Below are 20,909 nucleotides of genomic sequence, written 5' to 3' on the forward strand. Positions count from 1 at the left end.
AGAACTCTTACCTCATTGTATCTGACAACGGGAAAGTTGTCAAAGTAATGGCAAAAGACATTAAGGTCTAAGACTGCACTGCAGGCAACATCGGCCTATGACGCAATACGGGCAGAAGAAAATATCCTGATCGACATGAACACAGATGAACTTCGGTTCCGGGCGACAGGAACACAGATCAGCTTTGGAATATAACATCGACGACATAACTTTACTCAGCTGACGGTCCAGGCAGACGGAATCCTAATTCCCGTACTGCGCAAAGCCGTGGGCGTTAGCGGCAATTTTATGACAGGCAAGACAATTATACTGGGAATTTTCATTTTGACATTTTTTTCATGCAATTCAAATAGAAGAAACGATGAACCTAAAAATGAAACGCCTAAAGCGTTGGAAGATAAAAGTTATTCATCAGAGATAATTTCTAAACGAAGTTATCTCGACATGATAGAAAGTCTTTATAATGAAGTATTGCGAGTCGACTCGGACTTGAAAACTTTAGAAGACAAAATCACAAATCTTGGCAAGGCAAAGTCGGACTCGTTGGATAGGTTTGAAAATTTCAACGAAAAGAATGGATTGTATTACGATTTAGCGGAAAAACGAATTTCAGCAATTAAAGATTCTTTATTGCGTGATAAATTGAAAACACTCATCATCAACAGTCTTACAACGTATAGTCTGAAAATTGCGAATCACAAGGAGTTGATGACGACGATTGAGACTAACAGTATAACAATTTCTGACTTACATACCTCTTTAAAAATTGTGACTACTTTACCAATAATTGAGAAATTCCAGGCTGATAACTTTCCTAAATCTCAGGCAATTGAGGGATATATAAAACAACAACAAGACGCTTTAAAAATGACGGATACCCTATTTAAAAAAAGAATTCCGTTTTAATCGCAATGTTCGTATAACGCTGCTACCATTGGCCTATGCGAAATACGGGTAGGCATTGACAAATATCTGCGTAAGTCTCGTTCGTAAAATCTCAACCGTAGTATTTCTATAACTGATAGTGGAAAGAGTCTGGTTTTACAGCGTATAGGACCATTTGTGAACCACTTATAACTTCAGCCTCCATTATAAAACTACTCACTTTCGGAGCTGAGGCGTTTTGATATGACCGATCGTAGCTGGCCTTCATTTTGGTCGCCCCAGTTTCCCAGCGCTGCAATTACGGGAATCACCGTTTTACCTAATTTAGTTAAGCTGTACTCCACCTTTGGCGGCACAACCGGATAAATTTTTCGTGTAATCAATTCATGTTCTTCCAATTCATTTAACTGAATATTCAGCACACGTCTTGAGGCATCAGGAATTTTTCGTTGCAGTTCACTCGGACGTTTGTATCCTTCGTTGATAAACCACAACAAACGGATTTTCCATTTACCATACAGCACTTCACCAATCAGATCCAAACCACAATTCAGATTCGGTAAGCTCTTTCTTTCATACATAAGATAAAAGTAAACCTATGTTCCAAACTGTACAATAGGGGAGAAATTTATCCCTATATGAATCGTAATTCCGTACTTGTACGTGGGGTACATAAGTTCCAATTTTGCCTTAAATAATTTAATTCATGGATCAGCAATTTAATTTCAATAATGAACTATCTGGCAAAATCGCTTTGGTAACAGGTGGTACGAAAGGAGCCGGAAAAGCAATTGCAGAAAGGCTTTTACAAGCCGGAGCAACGGTTATCATTACCGCAAGAAACGCACCGGAAAAAGAAAACGGTAGTCTGCATTTCATTCCTTCTGATTTGAGTAAGGCAGCAGGAACACAAACAGTAGTCAGAGAAGTACTATCGACCTTTGGGAAGGTAGACATTCTTGTAAACAATCTTGGCTCATCGGCGACTCCTGCTGGTGGGTTCGCTGTACTGACTGATGAAGATTGGGAATCAACTTTACAGGCTAATTTGCTTGCTCCTGTCCGACTGGACAGAGGCTTTTTACCACAAATGATCAATCAAAAAAGTGGTGTTATTATTCATATAGCTTCTATTCAGGGCAAACTACCCCTATATGATTCTACATTGCCCTATGCAACTGCAAAAGCAGGATTGATCAATTACAGTAAAAGTTTATCAAAAGAGGTTACCCCAAAAGGTATCCGTGTGTTAACTGTTTCACCGGGATGGATAAATACGTCAGCATCGATAGCCTGGTTGGGCGAGATCGCAAGAAATGCAAATAGTACAGTAGAAGAAGCTCAGCAAAATGTCATGGATGCATTGGGTGGAATACCTTATGGCAGACCTGCCGAACCAGAAGAAGTAGCTGAGTTGGTTGGTTTTCTTGTTTCACCAAGAGCCGGTTATTTAACAGGAACAGAATTTGTAATCGACGGCGGAACAATTCCGACCATTTAATAATCTCAAAAATTAAGACAATGAACTTACCAAAAGTAATTACCGAGTTAATAAAAACACAGAACAGTTTTGACAGCACAGCCTATGCAAATTGTTTTACCGAAACAGCAATAGTGTTTGACGAAGGAAAAACACACAGTGGGAAGGCAGAAATAAAAAACTGGATAGACAAGGCTAACAAAGAATATCAGGCGGTAATGAAACCCCTGGAATATTCTGAAAACGAACATATATTGAAAACGGAAGTTTCCGGGAAGTTTCAAGGAAGTCCGGCTATAATGACTTTCCATTATGAATTTAGAGATGGATTAATTCAGGCTTTGAAAATCGTGTAAACAAATAGTATTCCATGGCAAGGTATTGGCAAAAACAGGGCTGAAGGGCGACCTTCAGCTTTTGTATTACTATTAAGCTCTTTACTTTCGGCCGGCTGAAATATTTATATTGCCATGCCTTCGTCGATAATCAAAACGTTGGGTGAAATTCCGTTAAAACTCCGACCAGGAGTGAAATTATTGAGTATCAAAGGTATAATTACAGCAAATAATTAATTTGAAAATAAAATTATGGCAAGCACAGCAAAGTTATTAGAGGACAGTTTACTGGTAATCTGGAATGACCGGAATTCTGACAAGCGGCTTGAAACAATGAAGCAAATTTATGCACCAGACATTCATTTTTATGAAAACAATGATGGAAATGCAATTGTGGGACATCAGGCGATAAACGAACTTATTTCAAAATTGCAGAGTGGGTGGCCAATTGAATTTCAGTTTGAACTGAACAAGCCATCGCAGGTAAATCATACTGCACAGATTATTTCCTGGAATCTTGGACCAAAGGGAGCGACGCCCATTGCGACTGGGATGGATGTAGCCATTACAGAAAATGATTTGATTAAATCGTTGTATTTATTTTTAGACACAAAATAAAATAGCCACTGCTGTAGCCTGGCGCACGGCTAAGAATGTTCCAGAATTCTACTTCTATACCTGACAACCTGTTTCAGGAAATTTCAAAAACAGTTACCCTGAACACAAATGACGAAAGATGGTGTAGTGAGTTTGATGTACTTAAAATAAAGAATTGCTATTGCAATCAATGAAAGGAAACTTACTATATTATGTCGCTTAGGTTAGTTTTTGGGTTTCATCATAGCACTCATTCTATGCGTTATTGTTTTTCAGTTTTTTTACTGTTGCTATGTGGTTGCAGCAAATATCCTGTTGTAGCTGAAAAGCCCGAATGTAAATTAGCGACCGTAACCAGGTACGGTTATGACGATTATACACTTACTTATGACGGTGCAAAAATTATTAAAGCCGGAAATGATCCTATAACCGGGTCTTCGTTGACTTATGATAATAATGGCAGACTTACAACAGTAGAAATGCCATCAAATTCTCCCATGTATAAAAAAGTATTGTATTATAATGCCGAAGGAAAGGTGTCGATAGAAAAGAATTATGAGAAGCGAACTGTGAATTGGGTAGAGAGTACTGTTTTATATTTTACTTATACCAATGGCAGAGTAACTTCGATCAGGGAAACGGTTCAGTGGGCTTCACCTGCCATGGAATTCGAACACGAGGTAATATGGGATGGAAACAATATTCGCAGTATCATTATCAGATCTGGTGGTACGACTATTTGTTCACAGCAGTATAGCTACGATCTTACCCGAAAGAATGCTGTAACTGCTTTCATGGATCTGTATCATGTTGATCAACTTCAGCCCCGGTTTAAAATGCCTTTGTATTTTAGTAGCAACCTGCTGATAAAGAGGAGAATGATTGTCCTTCTGCATTAACAACTGATATTACATACGATCTCAGCGACAGTCTTCACATAAAAATATACACATATGGAAACGAGTTTCTGGCGTATACCTATGAGTGTCGCTAATCGTATCTCAAAAATATTCAGGCACGTTTTTAATGACCAGTAACTTTGCTTTATATGATTCTTTAAAATCCCGACATGCAAATGACTTCAAAGATATTAGCATTCCTGTTTATTTTATTGGGTGAAAGTCCGGTTTTTGTTCCGGTGAGTGAACAACATGTGACGACGATACATTTTGAAAAAGGCGATTTTAAAATCAGTAACGTCAATAAAGATAAACTTGACGAAATAGTTAAAAAGTCTGTGCCTGATTCAATTACTTATCTGAAAATATTTGGTTATTCTGATACTGCAGGAAGTGCGAAATACAATGAAGACCTATCGAGAAAGCGTGCGTATGAAGTTTATCATTATCTGGCCAGAAGAATAAAGATTGACTCTTCAAAAATCTATATCACCTGGTTAGGCGAGAAGGCTGAAGGCTATGATTTGCATTTTCCGGATGCGCATATTCAGCAGCGTTGTGTGGATGTTATTGCAAGTTTCGGTAAACGAGTGAAAAATTAGCGATGATTTCATTCTCTTCTAAATGGCTGACGAAATTCCTGATCTTTTCTTTGCTCGTTCTTTTAATAATACTAACAGCTTATTTGATTAAACAGAAAATACTGGCGGCGAACCAGCAAAAAAATGTGGCAAATGCGGTTGCCGGAATCGAAAGCTTACATGAATTGATTAACCGGCAACAAGTGGAATTTGGAGAATATCTATTCAAAAAAGATTGCATTAGTTGTCACCCCGCTAGAAACCAAATGGAAAATTATCTGAGGGGGATTTTGAATCAGATGGATGAAAAATATCTGATTCTTTTTTTAACCAGGCAAGACTCACTCGTAAAAGCTAAAGATCTGATTGCAATGGACATTAAAAAGCGATGGTATCCCGTGAGTACAAGTCAACACTTTAAGTATTCTGGAAGTGAACTTGAAAAGTTGATTATTTATTTACGCGATTTGTAATTTTTCGCTCTAGGTACAATGACAATAATTGCTGCTAAAAGACTGGCCTTTTAAACAAACCATCTTCGGACTTTTAAACAAAGTCAGCTCAATTTAACCTGTCTAGTTTTGTTCCAGCAAACAATGAAAATGGAACAGAACAATTACTATGGTGCATTACAGAAACCACTCGATTCAGGATTCAATGCCAGGTCATCTACGGCCGATGTTATCAAAGGAATAGATCTCACAGGGAAAATTGCAATCGTTACCGGCGGCAATACTGGTATTGGGCTGGAAACTACAAGGACACTTGCGGCTTCTGGAGCAACAGTGATTGTACCTGCGCGGGATACTGAAAAAGCGAAGAAGAACCTCTACGGCATTGATAATGTAGAAATCGGGTCGATGGATCTCATCAATCCGGATTCGGTAGATGCTTTCGCAGAAAAGTTATTGCCTCTGGAAGACCTTTTGCATATGCTCATTAACAACGCGGGCATAATGTGGGTGCCATTGAGAAAAGATAATCGTGGAATCGAATCGCAACTGGCGACAAATTATTTAGCACAGTTCCAGCTGACTGCCAGACTTTGGCCTGCACTTAAAAAAGCCAATGGAGCAAGAGTAGTGAACGTCTCATCGCAGGGGCATCAGTTTGCACCTTTCAATTTCGATGATCCGAATTTTCAGAATAGAGAATACGAAACACTTCAAGCTTATGGTCAATCCAAGACAGCTGTCAATTTATTTTCCGTTGAGCTTGATAGCCGTGGGAAGAAATTCAATGTAAGAACTTACGCTGTTCATCCTGGTTCGATCGGCGGCACTGAGTTAGCAAGAGAAGCGTCGCTGGAACTATTTCAGCAGATGGGTTTTCTTGATGCTGACGGAAAATTGCGGGCCGAGGTGGCCGCATCATTGAAAACAGTTCCCCAGGGAGCTGCTACTACTGTCTGGTGTGCCACAAGTCCGCTTCTTAATAACATCGGCGGAGTGTATTGCGAAGATGGTGACATCGCTCCGATTGCCGCTGAAACTTCACCTTCTGTTGGGGTAAAACTCTATTCGCTTGATGAGTCCGATGCAAAACGCTTATGGAATCTAAGTGAAGAAATGACGGGATTAAAATTCAGTATTTAATGTGTACTATTTTTGTAGAACTGATTCCTTTTGTATGATAGGAATGCAAAAAAATGAATGATGGAGTATAAGGCCAAATATATCACTGAGGATATTAAACTCTCCTGGTACGAGGATAAGTTTTTCAAATCGGATATCATGTTCGATCACCATATGCTGATCTGGTTTATCTCTGGTGAAACTAAAATCGTTCAGGCGGACGCAACATATATTTTTAAGAAAGGTGATATTTTTTTGATCCCCAGAAATCAACTGGCGACAATCATCAACTATCCGAAAGATGGTGAGCCTCATAAAACCGTGGTAATGCATTTATCGACTACGCGATTACGGGATTATTATTCGAAACTGAATGTAAAACCAAAGCCATCGGCCTCACATAAAATATTAAGCTACAACAATCATCCCTTGCTGGAAAGTTGCCTCTCTTCTTTGATTCCATATTTTGAAATGAAGGATCTGCCCGGGGATATTGCGACATTGAAAATAACAGAGGCGTTAACAATTTTGAGAACGATCGATGAGAAAATCGACGACGTTCTGGCAAATTTTGAAGAGCCAGGAAAAATTGACCTGGCCAGTTATATGGAAAAGAATTTTATGTTCAACCTCCCCCTGGAAAAATTCGGCTATCTGACCGGAAGAAGTCTTACTACTTTTAAGCGTGATTTTAATAAAGCCTTTAATACAACTCCGCAACGTTGGCTTACACAAAAGCGACTTGAGCTTGCGCACTATCAATTCGTAGAAAAGAAAATGAAACCCATCGATGTTTGTTACGAAGTGGGTTTTGAAAATTTATCGCATTTTTCATTTGCGTTTTAAAAACAGTTTGGTTATTCGCCGTCAGAATTGGTCGGGAGATGAATTGGCCGAATCATCCAATATGTATAATTTGGACGAATAAGCTCCATCTTCAAGTAATCGAATGAACTTTATTCTGATTTTTTTCATTTTGGATATTCTGATTTCGATAAACCTTAGCGGACAAAAATTCAGACGTGTAGCTGTTACTGATTCAGGGGCAGGATCAAGAAGAATGTTAGAGGGTTATGTTGCGAAGTTTGACGAGTATTCTGCTGCAAGCTTCACGCTGTATGAGAATAACTATTTCAGTTTTGTTATTTCGATTCAGAATAACTTAAAAGTAAGTGATGGTGAATATCGGTTTCACGGTGATACACTGGTTTTGAAATCTTACTATCCGGAGAAAAAGATGCCCATTAAACTAATGGTAAGGGAAAGGGAGATTGGAGATTCAAACATCAGAAATTTTGATATTATAGAAGATCTGGCGGGGCATCAGTATCCTAATTCGGCAATCAATATCAACCAGGATTCAGTTCAGTGCTTTTATGGAGATATGGAATGTTTTGGGTCATCAATCAAATCCATTGACAGTATCAAAGTGGTTATTGGAACAGGAATTTCCTCTGGTTGGTTAAAGGTATCGCCTACAAAGAAAATCATGAGGATCCAGTTGCAGACGGAAATTCCGATGGATAGGTATTTCGCTATGCGTCTGCGTTTAGTCAGGAGGGAAGGCGGATTTGATGAAGTCTATGAATAAATTTTCTATCGAAAGTAGAGCATCAGGTAAAAATCGGCCCTGCAACAATTTAATTTTATTTTCTATTGATCCGGAGCGTGACCTGCCCGTCTTCATGTTCATAGGTTATCTCCAGTCCGTTTGTATCTGCAATCTTTTTCACAATCGCCAAACCAAGTCCGTTTGAACCCGACTCAGCGCTCGTTGCTGCAAATCGTTTGAAAAGTTTTTCCGGGGCAATAGGTGCAGCATGCGTAGTATTACTGATGCTGTAGCTATTACCATTAACCGAAATATCAATCCTTCCACCTGAATAATTGTGCCTGATGGCATTTCCCAGGAGATTTGAGATTAACGTGTCGGCGAGTAGCGGATGCAGCTGCACGCGAAATTCATTTGCGTAATCTGTTGTTATATTGAGCTGTTTGTCATGAATAAGTTCCGATAACAAGCCAATGTATTTTTTAGTCACTTCATTCAGATTGAGCTCTTGATTGGCGGGATATTGCTGGTTTTCGATTTTTGCGAGCAGCAGCAATTCCTGGTTGAGCTTGGAAAGCCGAGACAAAGCATCTGAAGCTTCCAGTATCGACTGTACATCTTCGCCCTGGAGATGTTCACTTTGAAGCAGAAGTTCAAGCTTACTCTTTGCAGCACTCAAAGGCGTCTGCATTTCATGCGCTGCATTTTCAGTAAATTCTTTCATATTGACAAAATCTGCCTGGATTTTAGCCGTCATGGAATTGAGTGAAGCATTAAGTTCATTGAATTCTGTTGTTCCGGTTTCTTTTTCAAATACCGTATTCTGTATGGTTTGTAAATCTGCCTGCCGGACTTTGTTAAGAGATCGATAAAATGGATTCCAAAGGTTTTTACTGATTAACCAGGTATACAAAAATGTTGCAAGCAGAAGTCCTGCGAAAACCAGCAGGATGATTCTTGTTGTGTATGCAATCAGCGCAGCTTTTTGTTCCTGGGATTTTCGAAGAATGATCTGGTACGAAACGCCGTAAACAGATACGACCTGGGTCAGCTGACGATAGGTGATTTTTCCCGGTCCGTCATTTATGTCTGCAATGGCAGGAAACTTTTCACCAGAAACTTCAACAGGATAAATAGAAACATCCGGCGCCCGCAATACAACGGTAACACCGCGGGACATTTCATTCTGGAGATATTTAATCCATACCACTTCTTCCTGCAATAATTCCTGGTCGCTTTTGCGATTCAGTTCCCAGCTGAACCTCGAGAACAAATAGTATCCTGCAATGATCAGCAATACTGTCATCGCGGTAAGAAAATATAATGTTGTTTTTGTAAGAAGCCTCATGCAGGTCTCAAAGTTATAGGTATTAAGTTGCTAAGTTGTAAGTAAACGCTCGGTTGTTACTCTGTGAAACACTCTCTTGTTCCTCTGTGTTTTGATGTTCCCGTTTTGCATACAACTCTTTGTCTTTCCTTTGCGGGCTGTTTCTTTGCGCACCCGGCGGTTTGACTTTTAATTGCGGCTCAGAACATCAAACCGCAAAGCAAACAGCCAGGTATTTCGCAAAGGAGCAGCCAGGGACTTACCTAAAGCCTAACAACCCACTACCTGAATCATTAGCTATCTGTAAATCGGTATCCTGATCCATACACCGTCTTAATATAGTCGCCACTCCCCGCATCTACCAGTTTCTTTCTCAGGTTACGGATATGCGTATAGATAAAATCATAGTTGTCGAGAAACTCATAATCATCGCCCCATACATGAGCTGCAATGGCATTTTTTGTTAATGCCCTTCGTTGGTTCACGATAAAATATTCAAGCAATCGGTATTCTTTTTCCGTAAGATCAATTGCTTTATCATTGACCAGTACCAGTTGTGCATCTGCATTGAGTTTGATCTCGTGAAATATTATTATTTTATTTCCTCCAAAAGATCTGCGCCTCAATACTGCATTGACCCTTGCATTTAGTTCTGATAAGTGAAATGGTTTGGTGATATAATCATCCGAACCTGATTCAAGACCAGCGAGTTTATCATCAAGGGAATTTTTTGCAGAGATAATGATGATCCCAGCTTCTGACTCAAGATCTTTTAGTTCTTTCACAATATCCAATCCGCTGCCATAAGGTAAGCCGATATCAACAACAATGCAGTCGTAACTGAATTGCTGAATCTTTTCTTTCCCTGTAAGAAAATTCTCGGCTGTTTCGCAGACATGCCCCTGGTACTCCAGGTATTTCTGGATGGATTCTCTTAATGCCTTTTCATCTTCGATGATGAGGATCTTCATGAAAGCAAACTTATTAAAAGTTGTAAGTTATAGGATATTAAGTTGTAAGTAAGATGCTATCCTGGCTGTTACTTTGCGTGTAACCCCGGCTGTTCGCTTTGCGGTTTGTGTTTTAAATAAAAGTCAAACCGCAAAAAGCGCGAAGAAACAGCCCGCAAAGGAAATACAAAGATTAAGTAAATAAGAAATTCTCCATGTGCCCTATGTTCCTTTGTGGTTCAGATTTTTGTCTGCACCAAAGGATCACAGAAAACAAAGAATCTCTGCGACGCGACGATCAACGTTCAACGTAAAAAACCCGCCACGAGGGCGGGTTAACTTCAAGATCAGAGCACAAACTATATTTATCCATTAAGATCGTTGAGTGCGTATTGATATTCTTCTTTCGGATCAGAAGGATACACACCTGTGATAACTGCACTGTTTCCTCCCTTTTTCAATGCTTCTTTCAGCTGATCGATGCTGGCAACATTGTTACCATTCACTTTGGTGATAATGAATCCATCGCGCATACGGGTTTGCTCTGAAAGAACACCGTCGCCCAATTGTTTCACAATAACACCTGATGGAATATTCAGTTTTGAAGCCTGCTCAGGGGAAAGGTTTTCAAGGTTTGCACCAAGTTCTTCAACCACCTGGCTTTTTACGCTGGCATATTCACCTGACGCGCCTTTCAGTGTAGCCGTCACCGTTTTCTCATTTCCATTGTGAGTAAAACTAATAGCGATTTTTTCACCAGGCTGCATAGAACCGATCTTACCCATCAGTTCAGTACCGCTGTTTATTTCAACACCGTTGAGTTTGGTAATGAAGTCACCTTTCTCAACACCAGCTTCTGCAGCAGTACTTCCCTTTGCAACTTCAAGCACATATACACCATTGCCTTCTTTGATATTATTTTTCGCACGCTCTTCAGCACTCATCTGATCGTTAGGGAACATGATACCGAGATAAGCTCTTTTTGCAGATCCGTATTTTACTATATCGTTTGCTACCCTGCGAACCAGGTTAGAAGGGATCGCGTATCCGTAACCGGCATATGAACCTGTTGGGGAGGCAATCGCACTGTTGATACCAATCAGGTCGCCTTCCGTATTTACGAGCGCTCCGCCACTGTTTCCAGGATTGATCGCAGCATCGGTCTGAATAAATGATTCGATGGCTGAACTGCTGTTACGGCTGTTGATGCCGATATTTCTCGCTTTCGCACTCACGATACCTGAAGTAACCGTTGTTTCCAGGTTGAGAGGATAGCCTATCGCGAGCACCCACTGACCGAGATGCACATCATCAGAATTAGTGAAATTGATTACAGGAAAATCCTTTCCTTCAATCTTCACCACTGCGAGGTCGGTACTGGGGTCAGTACCAATAACTTTAGCCTTGAAATCGGTTTTGTTGTTTAATGTCACGATTACTTCGGTAGCTCCATCAACCACGTGGTTATTGGTGATGATATAGCCGTCCTTTGAAATCAGTACTCCGGATCCTGAACCCCGCTGCGGCGCAGGCTCCTGACCGTTTTCGCCAAAACCAGGTCCGAAGAATTCACGAAACTCTTTTGGCAGCTGCGACATTCTCGCTGATTGTTTTGCTTTCATCGTTGTTTTGATGTGTACTACCGCAGGACTAGCCTTCGTAGCGGCTTTTTCAAAATCAACCATAGCAACAGCGCCTGGTGTTTCAGAGTACTTAACATTTTCAAAAATTGCCTTCGCTGGTTCAGCGGTTGGAATTAATTCTCTGCCCTCATATTTATTGTAAGCCCAAAGACTTCCGGCGGCAATCGCACCGGATACAAGGGTCGTGGTTAAAATGTTTTTTAATGCCATGTCTTTAATTTTTAGTTTGTTCAGAAACCAAAAATCATATGGAGATCTAAAGAGATTCTGAAGATTTGGGTTAAGGAGAAGTTAATAAGAAGTAAGAGGTAAGAAGTAAGTGGTGAGGTAAGAGTTGGCAACTGCAACCAGGGATATGCAACATCTGCTGGAAATTGTTGCTTTCTTCAATAGAGATCAAGAGGGTGGCAGGAGTAGGACCTATGAGGTGAATCTGAATTGACCGTTTAGTGTCGAAAATTGCGCCCTTTTCGAACCTGTAGTTAAACCTGATGTCGAAGTAATCACAGTATTTGCGATTTAATTTCGAAAAGATGTTACAAATCCGCTATGAAATATGTATGATGACGATTTGATCGACCTGAATAAAATTCTATGTCGAAAATTGATAAAATTTGACATGATAGCAGACGCAGTGATTTTCACCACACAAAAAATAGGAAGGGCAACTTTTTATATTAATTCAGGATTAATTTTATCTGCCAGTGAATAGCTTCAGATTTCAAATAGCTCTCACTTCTTCAATCCAAAACTGCTTTCCATCTTAGGATCACCTTTTCCATCATATACAGCCACTTTCGGATAAGGATAAACCGGTCGGGTCATTACAGTTTTGCCTTTTTCTTTTTTGGAGAAGATTACCCGCTCGGGAGCATTTCCTTTTTCCACCCAATCAGTGATCAGTTTAACATAATCAACATCATCCGCGCCCGGCCCGCCATCGCAATGTAAAACGCCAGGCAAAAGAAAAAGCCGCATGAATGATTGCAGATCGGCGTTCTTTTTTAAAGCTTCATCATAATGTGCAATAGTTGCGTAAGCAGACAATGCCGGATCATTCCAGCCGTGATATAAAATCAATTTTCCTTTTGATTTTTCGAAAGCAGAATAATCTGTGTTAGTAGCGTCGAGAAAGGAAGATGCAAAAGCAGTCTTCGTAAAGAAATCATCAAAGTGATATGTCTGATAATCCCATTTTGGGTCACTATAGATAAGATATTTGTAAATATTAGTAGCGAAATAATGCCAAAGGCTTGGTTTCAGATAAGGGCTTGTGCCTGCGATCCAGAGATCGATTCCTGTAGGTTCAGCTTCAATGCCATGAGGAAATCCCGGGTGAACGAGTTTCCCGTCTATTGTCAAAGGATCGAAAATAGTTTTGAGTGCTGTAAGCTGCGCTTTGGTAACACAATCTTTTCCTGCAGAGTCGCCTGGGCAAACCGGCAGTTTACCGAGATCAATTTTGCAATTGTTGGGCTCGTTAAGGATGCAATCATTTAAACCATCTGCAAGATCACATTCCTTGCATACGAACTCCTGTACCAGTTTCAGATTATCGTTTGTGATAACCGGATTGAGTTTTTTTGAATCAGGATAATTTTTTTGCAGCGTCTCAATACCTTTTGCTGCAATGGCGGGCCAGTTGTATGCAGGAGCACCGGCAACAATTCCATCGTAGTCGTCAGGATAACGTTGTGCTTCCATCAGCGCCTGGCCACCACCCCTTGAACATCCGAGAAAATAACTGTATGATGCAGGAGCGCAATACGCAGCGCGAATCAGTGCTTTGGACACTACTGTTGTTCGATGTACCGCAAGATGACCAAAATTCACCTGACGTTCCATATTATTATAGGCCCATGCTGCGCCGTCATTGTTATCAACATGACCCGTGTTTGTGGCAGCTACAGCATAACCGCTGCTGATATAGGGGAGAAGAAAATTCTGAAATGCGCCTGCGAAGCCGCCGTTCCCACTCATCAGGAATCTGCCGTTCCAGTTTTGCGGTAGATAGAGTTCAAATGCAATCTCTTTTCCAATGATTCCCTGCAGCCGGCAGAATGGTTTGTTGATAATGATCTCCGGCCGGAACTGAGTTGCCTTGATTGTGTCCTTTAGATATGATTCTGTTTTATTGATGACAACATCCGGAAGATCGAGTGTTTTGAAAGATTCGCAAGGCTTGCAGGTTTTGGTGATTTTGTTTTGACCGAGGGCCGTTGCCGTTAGAGCCAGGCAAAGCACGACTGCAATGGAAAATTTCATTTTCGGGAAGTTGAGTGAGTATGAAGGTAGGAGTTCTATGAATAGGAAAACTTCTGGCAGGAGCTTAAAGTCCTAAATCCGTGCAAGGGATAACGGGCTATTAATGCTGGGGATTGAATGATTCTGGTAAACAAAGTACAATGGAGCCAGCTTTTTTGCAGCATTTTTACCGATTCTTTCCGGACCGGCCGTGTTCCCGGTCTACCTTCTTATTTCGCAATTTTATTTTGTTAACCATGAGGCGTTTGTTTTGCCGGAAACCGGGGATGAAGAATATAGCAATGTACTTTTTTGATCAGATCGTACCCTCCGAACCATGATTCAGATATTTCTTTGAGGATCTGGTGAATTTCCGGATGGAAATTTCGATTCCGTATATAGTTGCTGTTAGATTTCATTTTGACTTTTTTTAAAATACCGTGATTTAACCCAAAGTAAAATCAGCCTTCATTATTATTATTGGAAAGCATTCTGGTTTATGAATCAATTCAGGAGATATTTAAGCGTGGTTGAAAATCCTTTTTTACTAACAACACTATTCGCTGTTCTAGGTTGGTGTTTTACCCGGTTAATTGATAAAGTGAGCATGGTGCCTGTATTGGAGTTTTCCGTGAAACACCCGACGGGTTCTGACGCGAATACCTTCCGTTATACTTTTAGAAATATTTCGCACAGCGAATCATTCGACAATCTTAAATTATTAATTGTTTCAAAAAGTGATTCAATAAAAAAGTATGATCTGCAAATACCACCTCCAAATTTCATAGACAAAAACAATGATTCAATCGCATTAGATAGAATTAATCACTCTTTCTTTTTCAGACTTACAAAACTAAATCCAAAGTCTGAATTTAATCTAATACTTATCACAACTGGTAAAAATCCCGTTCCTGTAAGAATCTCGTCTGATGGCTCCATTAGAATTACGCAATCGAATCTAATCACATTCCTGATCAAAAATGAATTTGTAATACTAGGCGCATTGATTATAATTTGGTTGGGTTTAATAATATTGTATATCTCGGCTAAATGATTTTTATGAAATATTTTATAATGATATTTATTTTCTTTACGCTTCAGCGAAAGGAGAATAATCACCTGAGGGTACAAGTAATTGATGATAACGGTAAGGGAATAAAAAGTGCGATCTTTATTTGTAAGAGCGGAGATAATTTTGAAGACTTTGGCCTGACAGACGAATATGGCTATTTTGAATTGCCATGTGCAACTAATCAGAAAATTCAAGCAAGACCGTTTTCACCATTTCACTTGCGTAGTCAGGTTAAATATTGTCTTGAAATAATGAATGTTATCTACGTCCCGCTTTATTCATATACAGAGAGTCAGCTCATTGATGCTAACCTTAACTTCAAAAATAAAAATTTTGGAGTGGCAGCAGTTCTTTATTACGATTTGGCTCAAACGACATCCGGGCACGATTCTGTAACCGCAAAAAATTACTCCCAACGAGCATTGTTGTCTCTCGGGCTGGAATTTAACATTACCAACGGCGCTGTTTTTGACTCAATAAGTCAGGAATTTAAACCCAATAAGGAATTACAAAAAGAAATTATTAATGTGCAAAAGAAAAACAAGATTCCTGCTACTGGTGAAATTGACGCATTGACTTTAAAATTTACTGTCGGTGATGAGAAAAGTACAATCGAGTATTTTAAAAAAAACCGGCCAAAAAGTTTTTAATCGAAAAAATACCAGGTTAATCACTTAAAAATAATTAAACTAAGAAGTATAACTATTCTGCTTCTTTGTCTTTTCAAAACTCTCGCATTTTACATCTCATTATTTCTCAGAAGTTGACCGCTCACTTCAATAGCTTTTTCCGTTTGTTTATTGGTGTATAACTCCGACCACTGTAATTTTCACAATCAGAAATATTTGGATATAATCAGTTGAGTTCCTTCCGCACTCCTGGAAAAAATTTCAAGATTAAAGTTGATCTGCCGGGCCCTGTATTTCATATTGTTTAATCCGTTACCACGGGGCACGTCTTTTGGAAATCCTTTTCCGTTGTCAATAATAGTGCAGATGAATTTTTTACTTTGGCGTTGAAACCTGACTTCAATTCTGGTACATTCAGCATACTTGACAGCGTTGTTGATGGCCTCTTTCGCAATCAGTAAGAGGTTTTTCTTTACGCTCTTGGAAATCCGGCTCTGAGTTTTATCGGAATCAATTTCGCCTAAAAATTCTATATTTTTTGCATGACATACAGGAAGTGCGAATTTCTTTATTCGCTCCATCAGGTCATAAATTGAATCCTGTTCATCTTCCAGGACCCATATCATGTCTCTGAGGCCATAACTTGCACGATTAACCGATTCTTCGATCTGCGAAAAATAGAACTCACTTTCGTTTGTATTCCTGGCAAGATGAGTAAAGATCTTTATTGAGTTTAAGGTGCTGCCAATATCATCGTGAAGGTCACGGGAAATTTCCTGTCTTATCTCATGTTGTCTCCTTACCTGGTTTAATCTATACCGGAAAGCGGCATATATCAAACCAATTACCAGAGATGCAATCCCGAATTTGAACAGAAAAGTCTGGTACCATTTTGGTAAAACAGTGAGAATTATTTCAGGTGTTTCTTCTGATAAGATGCCGCTTTCATTTGTGGCACGAATCATCAGACGGTGTTCCCCTGGAGTGAGGCCGATTAAATTTACGTGAGTGTCCCTTCCTACAGAGATCCACTCATTCCCGGCCGTATTGAGTTTGTAAGAGTATGAGATCCTGCCAGGGCTAAGATAGTCGATTCCAGTCATTCTTATCGTCGTCTGCAATACATCGCTTTCAATTGTAATGTTCTTTAAGAAAATGTTATTTGAATCATTTGAATTTTTCTTTCGCTTGAGTTCGTATCCTGTAACATATAATTTGGGCGGTATGGTTTTAGAATCCAGAAGATGGGTCTCGATTCTGGTAAAGCCACCGGATCCACCAGCATAAATAATCTTTGATTCTTTATAGCCGCACATTTGTTCAAAGACATCCGAGTGTAACCCATCTTCCATGTAATATGCATTTGTAAAATAAGTTTTCTTCGTTACGACCGAAAGTCCAATATTAGTCGTGGCCAAAATTGATCCTGAGACTTCAAATACACGATACACACAGTTGTTGGATAAACCGTCTGCCGAAGTGAGGTTTTTTACAACATCGAATTTATTATTTACGAAAATAAGTCCGGAGCCGTAAGTCGCAATACAATATCCGTTATCCGATTTACAAATGTCCATTAGGTTCGAATAATATTCGTTTCGTTGAGCGTTGTAAACCCTGGTGGTTTTGTGACTGCCATTAACCGGATTGAAAATTATTATTGCGGTGTTAGTAACAATTAACAGTTCATCTTGTTCAGTCTTGTATAAACCATTTACAAAGCTCAAATCATCCGGAACATTATTTATAGAATCTTTGAAATAGTTTCTAATAGTTTTGGCTTTCTTATTCCAAAGTGTAATACCTTTTTGAATAGCGCTGGCGAAGATTATAATAGAATCATTAAACTGAATTGCGCAACTCAGAATATGTTCATTTAAAGGATGAAGTTCGGGGTATCGCGATTGTGCAGGGATAAGTTTCAAATGTTTTATTATAAACAATCCGGATTTATTTGAGGTGAAAATATTTCCGTTAGCATCGCGAAAAAGCAAATAGTTTGAAGCAGTATTACTGATTTTTTTTACAGCGATCAGGTCTGATGAGACCATATAAATGCCCGATTCATCACCACATAGAATTTTCTTGTCGGATAACGGGAGAAGGGCAAAGAGATGTTTTGTTGTTTCTCCTGTACTGTTTGTTTTTGAAAATGATGCAAAGGGAATTTTGTTAAACGAAAACCCGGCCAGCCCCGATAAGGTACCGACCCAAACACGGGCATATTTTTTATCATAGTACGAGGAAAAAACAGAACTGAGCCATTCGTTGTCTTCCGACTGATCCAGGATCTTTTGCGTTTTTCTGCTATGTTGTTCTTGAATATAAAATCCGTCAGTTGTGGAGAATAAAAAGGTATCTCGTGTGGGGAAGCAAATGCTTCGGATTTCTGCTGAATCTATCAACTCAGTATTTGAATTTGGAATGTACCCACTGGCTGATTTGGCAATGTTAAATCGGCGTAGTCCCCAACTTGTTGCAGTATATAAAGTGTCGGCCTGGATAGCCCAGTTCCAAAATCTTAACTTTCTTACTTGCGGGATTTTATTCGCCAGTTCTGATGAAAAGGACTTTTGTACGCAAAGTGAGCTATCCAGTTGTATAACTCCGAACCCCTCGTTAAGGAGCCAGATTCCTCGTTGTTTATCTACTACAATTTTAGCTATATTGAATTCTTTGCTTCCAAGATGAGAGTTTAAAATTGGTTCTAGGTTGATGCATTTTCCGGAAAGGAGGTTAATGCCAAAAAGAGCCTTGGATCCGCCAATGAGGATCGTATCTCCAAGGAAGGCAAAACTTCTAAACCACCGGGCGGATAAAGGATTTCCATGCTGATCTTTCTCGATACGATACTTAATTCCGCGAGTAGCAGGGTCAAACGCACAAATATCTCCCTGCGATGTTAATACCCATATCCAGCCGTTTTTTTTGTCTTCTACCAGGTCCTCCACCAAATGGCCACCCAGCCGCCTTGAACCTGTTGAATATTTTGAAAAATTTTGAAATTGATTACCGTCAAAAATGTTGAGCCCTTCCTGTGTACCTATCCATAAAAAACCGTGTTTATCCTGTAAAATATGGGTGATATTATCGTTGCTTAGCCCTTGGGTATGGGTATATTTATTGAGAAAAACCCGCCTGCCCTCCTGCGGGAAGGAGCGGATATTACTGACAGTGAGCACTATCAGCGCGACATAGGTTATACAATATTTCACCTAAACTAATCTACAGAATGCCTAGACAAAATCAGCGTTTATGGACCGTTTTTTTTCTGGTGAAATCGGCCAATGATAATATCCTTGATTTGATCAGGATGGTTAATGAAATTAGAGCCATACAAATGTCAAGTGATGTTGCTGTTGTGTTTTGTCTGAATGTGATAAAAGAATTTGTACCTGCTGTAGAGAAAGGAGATCCCGAACTCACAAACGTGAAATACGGCGATACGTACACGACAAGATTTTATTTTTTAAAACAAAGAAATCAAATTTGCGACGGGATAAGCAGTGATTTGGAATTCTTGAGTGGATCTGATGATTTTAGACTCACAGATCCCGATAAAGTCTCAGAATATTTCAGAAATCAGGTACTTGAATTTAAAGCAAAAAAATACATGTTGATTACCTGGGATCACGCCAATGCTTTTGAGACATTTAGTGACGGGCCTGGTTTTAAAAAGCGCCTTACGATAGTTAAGCAGAGTGGCGTAGATACACTAACTATGGACGAACTCGCTGCTGCAATTGGGTGGGCCTTCAGAGGAAAAAAGATTGATGTACTGATAATGTGTAATTGCTATATGCAATCGATTGAAACAAGCTATGCATTACGTAATCATGTTAAATTTGTTATCGCACCAGAACGAAAGATATTTTTCTCTGGTTACAACTATCCTTATATATTCGAGTTGATAAACAAGAAACCTAATATTGGACCACGAAAAATTTCAAAAGCAGTCGTAGATTCATTCGAATTGAAGGAATATCCTGATGGTATAGATTACGACAGAAATAATACTGATTTATTTGCAAATAACCTCCGTTTCATAAATATTCTCTTTCAAATAGTCGGACAAATAGCCCTTCATTTAAGTAGAGAAAATCTCCTCAATCGCGAGAAAATAAAAAACGCACGTGAGGCCTCGCTTGTCAGTGTAGCTGACCATCTCATCGATTTTACAAACTTTATTACAGTTCTGAATGAAGCAAACATGTTTTCTGATGCACCATATATACCTCAGCTTTATTTTACCATTATTAAGGAACTGAAAATTAGAGAGTTTGTAGGAAGGGACGTAAAAAACCAGCACAATGGCTTGTCGACTTTTTTCCCTTCAGTATGGTTTGCAAATAGTTCTCGACGCGATTTTAAACAGTTTTTCAAAACTTCATTCTGGAATCATTCAAATTGGTCCGAATTTGTACATAGGTATATCTATCCTGAAGGTCGCGGTGACTGAACATGATTAGCCACCAGAACCAGGAATTTTTGTCGCGATTACTGAATTTATTTCAAGTCTGGAGGAACGGTCGTCAATATCGTAAAATTTAATTTGAACATTTCCTTGTGAGGCTCGGTTGATGTCATAATGTACATCACGATAATCTTTTTTTTCTGCCGGCGAAGTTGTGCGTACCGCATCTAGTTTAGTTGAAGATATTTCGAATGTCAAAACCATAAAATGTTTAGAGTCGATTTCTACAATTTTAATTTGGGGAACATCTGTACCGATTATATCAGTTGATAATTTTACCCTTGCAATTTTTGCCATAAATGGAATTTTTTTGTTGTTATTTTGAATTAAATTAATGACTTGCCTCTCATCTCCTTCCAGCTCAATAGCCGACTAATTACATTAGCTTTTTAAAGACTACTCATGATGAACCTCAATTGTTCACACTTTGACAAATTCACATTTACCCTAAACTCAACGGGCCGACTTAGAAACTCATTTCTTTTTTAATAAACCCTTTGGGTTCAATTTTACCCATATCGTTGCAATTGGGAGAAGTTTATATTCGCCCAGTCCCAATAAAGTATCCTTCTACAAATACTTCCGTTGATGCAACTTGCAATATCCTCAGTTGGTGTTTTCGCACTAATAATGCAAATGCACCAACCTTGATCGAACAGTTAACGGA

The 20,909-nt window shown here is 39.4% G+C and carries 20 protein-coding genes; 12 read left to right on the forward strand and 8 right to left on the reverse strand.

Features of this window, described 5'->3' with window-relative positions:
- Positions 1 to 288: 288 nt before the first annotated feature.
- Positions 289 to 906 (forward strand): hypothetical protein, encoded by a 618-nt coding sequence (locus P2W82_RS18270; RefSeq protein ID WP_336517369.1) that lies wholly within the window; start codon positions 289 to 291, stop codon positions 904 to 906.
- A gap of 191 nt (positions 907 to 1,097) precedes the next feature.
- Here the strand turns inward: P2W82_RS18270 and P2W82_RS18275 are convergent, their stop codons facing one another.
- Positions 1,098 to 1,466: a winged helix-turn-helix transcriptional regulator gene (locus P2W82_RS18275; protein WP_336517370.1), complete on the reverse strand. Its 369-nt coding sequence runs from the start codon at positions 1,464 to 1,466 to the stop codon at positions 1,098 to 1,100.
- A gap of 125 nt (positions 1,467 to 1,591) precedes the next feature.
- On the opposite strand from P2W82_RS18275, the gene P2W82_RS18280 reads away from it, so the two are divergent.
- The 9 genes from P2W82_RS18280 (at position 1,592) to P2W82_RS18320 (ending at position 7,942) form a co-directional block, all read left to right on the forward strand.
- Complete coding sequence (locus P2W82_RS18280; RefSeq protein ID WP_336517371.1) at positions 1,592 to 2,386, forward strand: SDR family oxidoreductase; 795 nt, start codon at positions 1,592 to 1,594, stop codon at positions 2,384 to 2,386.
- 20 nt (positions 2,387 to 2,406) lie between these two features.
- Entirely contained in the window at positions 2,407 to 2,721 is a 315-nt protein-coding gene (locus P2W82_RS18285; protein WP_336517372.1) for a nuclear transport factor 2 family protein, read from the forward strand.
- Between the two features lie 231 nt (positions 2,722 to 2,952).
- Positions 2,953 to 3,318: a hypothetical protein gene (locus P2W82_RS18290; RefSeq protein WP_336517373.1), complete on the forward strand. Its 366-nt coding sequence runs from the start codon at positions 2,953 to 2,955 to the stop codon at positions 3,316 to 3,318.
- 191 nt (positions 3,319 to 3,509) lie between these two features.
- Positions 3,510 to 4,196, forward strand: coding sequence for a hypothetical protein (locus P2W82_RS18295; protein WP_336517374.1), 687 nt, complete (start codon positions 3,510 to 3,512; stop codon positions 4,194 to 4,196).
- Between the two features lie 170 nt (positions 4,197 to 4,366).
- Positions 4,367 to 4,798 carry an OmpA family protein gene (locus tag P2W82_RS18300; RefSeq protein ID WP_336517375.1) on the forward strand — a complete coding sequence of 144 codons (432 nt, stop codon included), beginning with the start codon at positions 4,367 to 4,369 and terminating at the stop codon, positions 4,796 to 4,798.
- 2 nt (positions 4,799 to 4,800) lie between these two features.
- Positions 4,801 to 5,250: a hypothetical protein gene (locus tag P2W82_RS18305; protein ID WP_336517376.1), complete on the forward strand. Its 450-nt coding sequence runs from the start codon at positions 4,801 to 4,803 to the stop codon at positions 5,248 to 5,250.
- 129 nt (positions 5,251 to 5,379) lie between these two features.
- The gene (locus P2W82_RS18310) at positions 5,380 to 6,372 is read left to right on the forward strand and encodes an SDR family NAD(P)-dependent oxidoreductase (protein ID WP_336517377.1); all 993 of its coding nucleotides are present in this window, start codon (positions 5,380 to 5,382) and stop codon (positions 6,370 to 6,372) included.
- A 60-nt stretch (positions 6,373 to 6,432) separates the two neighbouring features.
- Positions 6,433 to 7,197, forward strand: a complete 765-nt coding sequence (locus P2W82_RS18315; RefSeq protein WP_336517378.1) for a helix-turn-helix domain-containing protein — start codon at positions 6,433 to 6,435, stop codon at positions 7,195 to 7,197.
- A gap of 103 nt (positions 7,198 to 7,300) precedes the next feature.
- On the forward strand, positions 7,301 to 7,942 hold the full coding sequence (locus P2W82_RS18320; RefSeq protein WP_336517379.1) for a hypothetical protein: 642 nt from the start codon (positions 7,301 to 7,303) through the stop codon (positions 7,940 to 7,942).
- Positions 7,943 to 7,997: 55 nt separating this feature from the next.
- Here the strand turns inward: P2W82_RS18320 and P2W82_RS18325 are convergent, their stop codons facing one another.
- The 5 genes from P2W82_RS18325 to P2W82_RS18345 form a co-directional block, all read right to left on the reverse strand.
- A complete protein-coding gene (locus P2W82_RS18325; RefSeq protein WP_336517380.1) occupies positions 7,998 to 9,251 on the reverse strand; it encodes a sensor histidine kinase in 1,254 nt (417 codons plus the stop codon).
- A 272-nt stretch (positions 9,252 to 9,523) separates the two neighbouring features.
- Positions 9,524 to 10,201: a response regulator transcription factor gene (locus P2W82_RS18330; RefSeq protein WP_336517381.1), complete on the reverse strand. Its 678-nt coding sequence runs from the start codon at positions 10,199 to 10,201 to the stop codon at positions 9,524 to 9,526.
- A gap of 344 nt (positions 10,202 to 10,545) precedes the next feature.
- Positions 10,546 to 12,033, reverse strand: a complete 1,488-nt coding sequence (locus P2W82_RS18335) for a Do family serine endopeptidase (protein WP_336517382.1) — start codon at positions 12,031 to 12,033, stop codon at positions 10,546 to 10,548.
- 522 nt (positions 12,034 to 12,555) lie between these two features.
- Positions 12,556 to 14,088, reverse strand: a complete 1,533-nt coding sequence (locus tag P2W82_RS18340) for a tannase/feruloyl esterase family alpha/beta hydrolase (RefSeq protein WP_336517383.1) — start codon at positions 14,086 to 14,088, stop codon at positions 12,556 to 12,558.
- Between the two features lie 230 nt (positions 14,089 to 14,318).
- Positions 14,319 to 14,486 carry a hypothetical protein gene (locus P2W82_RS18345; RefSeq protein WP_336517384.1) on the reverse strand — a complete coding sequence of 56 codons (168 nt, stop codon included), beginning with the start codon at positions 14,484 to 14,486 and terminating at the stop codon, positions 14,319 to 14,321.
- Between the two features lie 640 nt (positions 14,487 to 15,126).
- Here P2W82_RS18345 and P2W82_RS18350 point away from each other — a divergent pair.
- On the forward strand, positions 15,127 to 15,789 hold the full coding sequence (locus P2W82_RS18350; protein ID WP_336517385.1) for a hypothetical protein: 663 nt from the start codon (positions 15,127 to 15,129) through the stop codon (positions 15,787 to 15,789).
- 185 nt (positions 15,790 to 15,974) lie between these two features.
- Here the strand turns inward: P2W82_RS18350 and P2W82_RS18355 are convergent, their stop codons facing one another.
- Positions 15,975 to 18,983: a sensor histidine kinase gene (locus tag P2W82_RS18355; RefSeq protein WP_336517386.1), complete on the reverse strand. Its 3,009-nt coding sequence runs from the start codon at positions 18,981 to 18,983 to the stop codon at positions 15,975 to 15,977.
- Between the two features lie 17 nt (positions 18,984 to 19,000).
- Between P2W82_RS18355 and P2W82_RS18360 the strand changes: the two genes are divergently transcribed.
- Positions 19,001 to 20,227, forward strand: a complete 1,227-nt coding sequence (locus P2W82_RS18360) for a clostripain-related cysteine peptidase (protein ID WP_336517387.1) — start codon at positions 19,001 to 19,003, stop codon at positions 20,225 to 20,227.
- Positions 20,228 to 20,233: 6 nt separating this feature from the next.
- On the opposite strand, the gene P2W82_RS18365 is transcribed toward P2W82_RS18360, so the two are convergent.
- On the reverse strand, positions 20,234 to 20,539 hold the full coding sequence (locus P2W82_RS18365) for a hypothetical protein (RefSeq protein ID WP_336517388.1): 306 nt from the start codon (positions 20,537 to 20,539) through the stop codon (positions 20,234 to 20,236).
- Between the last annotated feature and the right edge of the window lie 370 nt (positions 20,540 to 20,909).

This window comes from Pollutibacter soli (assembly GCA_029269725.1).
Lineage (GTDB): Bacteria > Bacteroidota > Bacteroidia > Chitinophagales > Chitinophagaceae > Pollutibacter > Pollutibacter soli.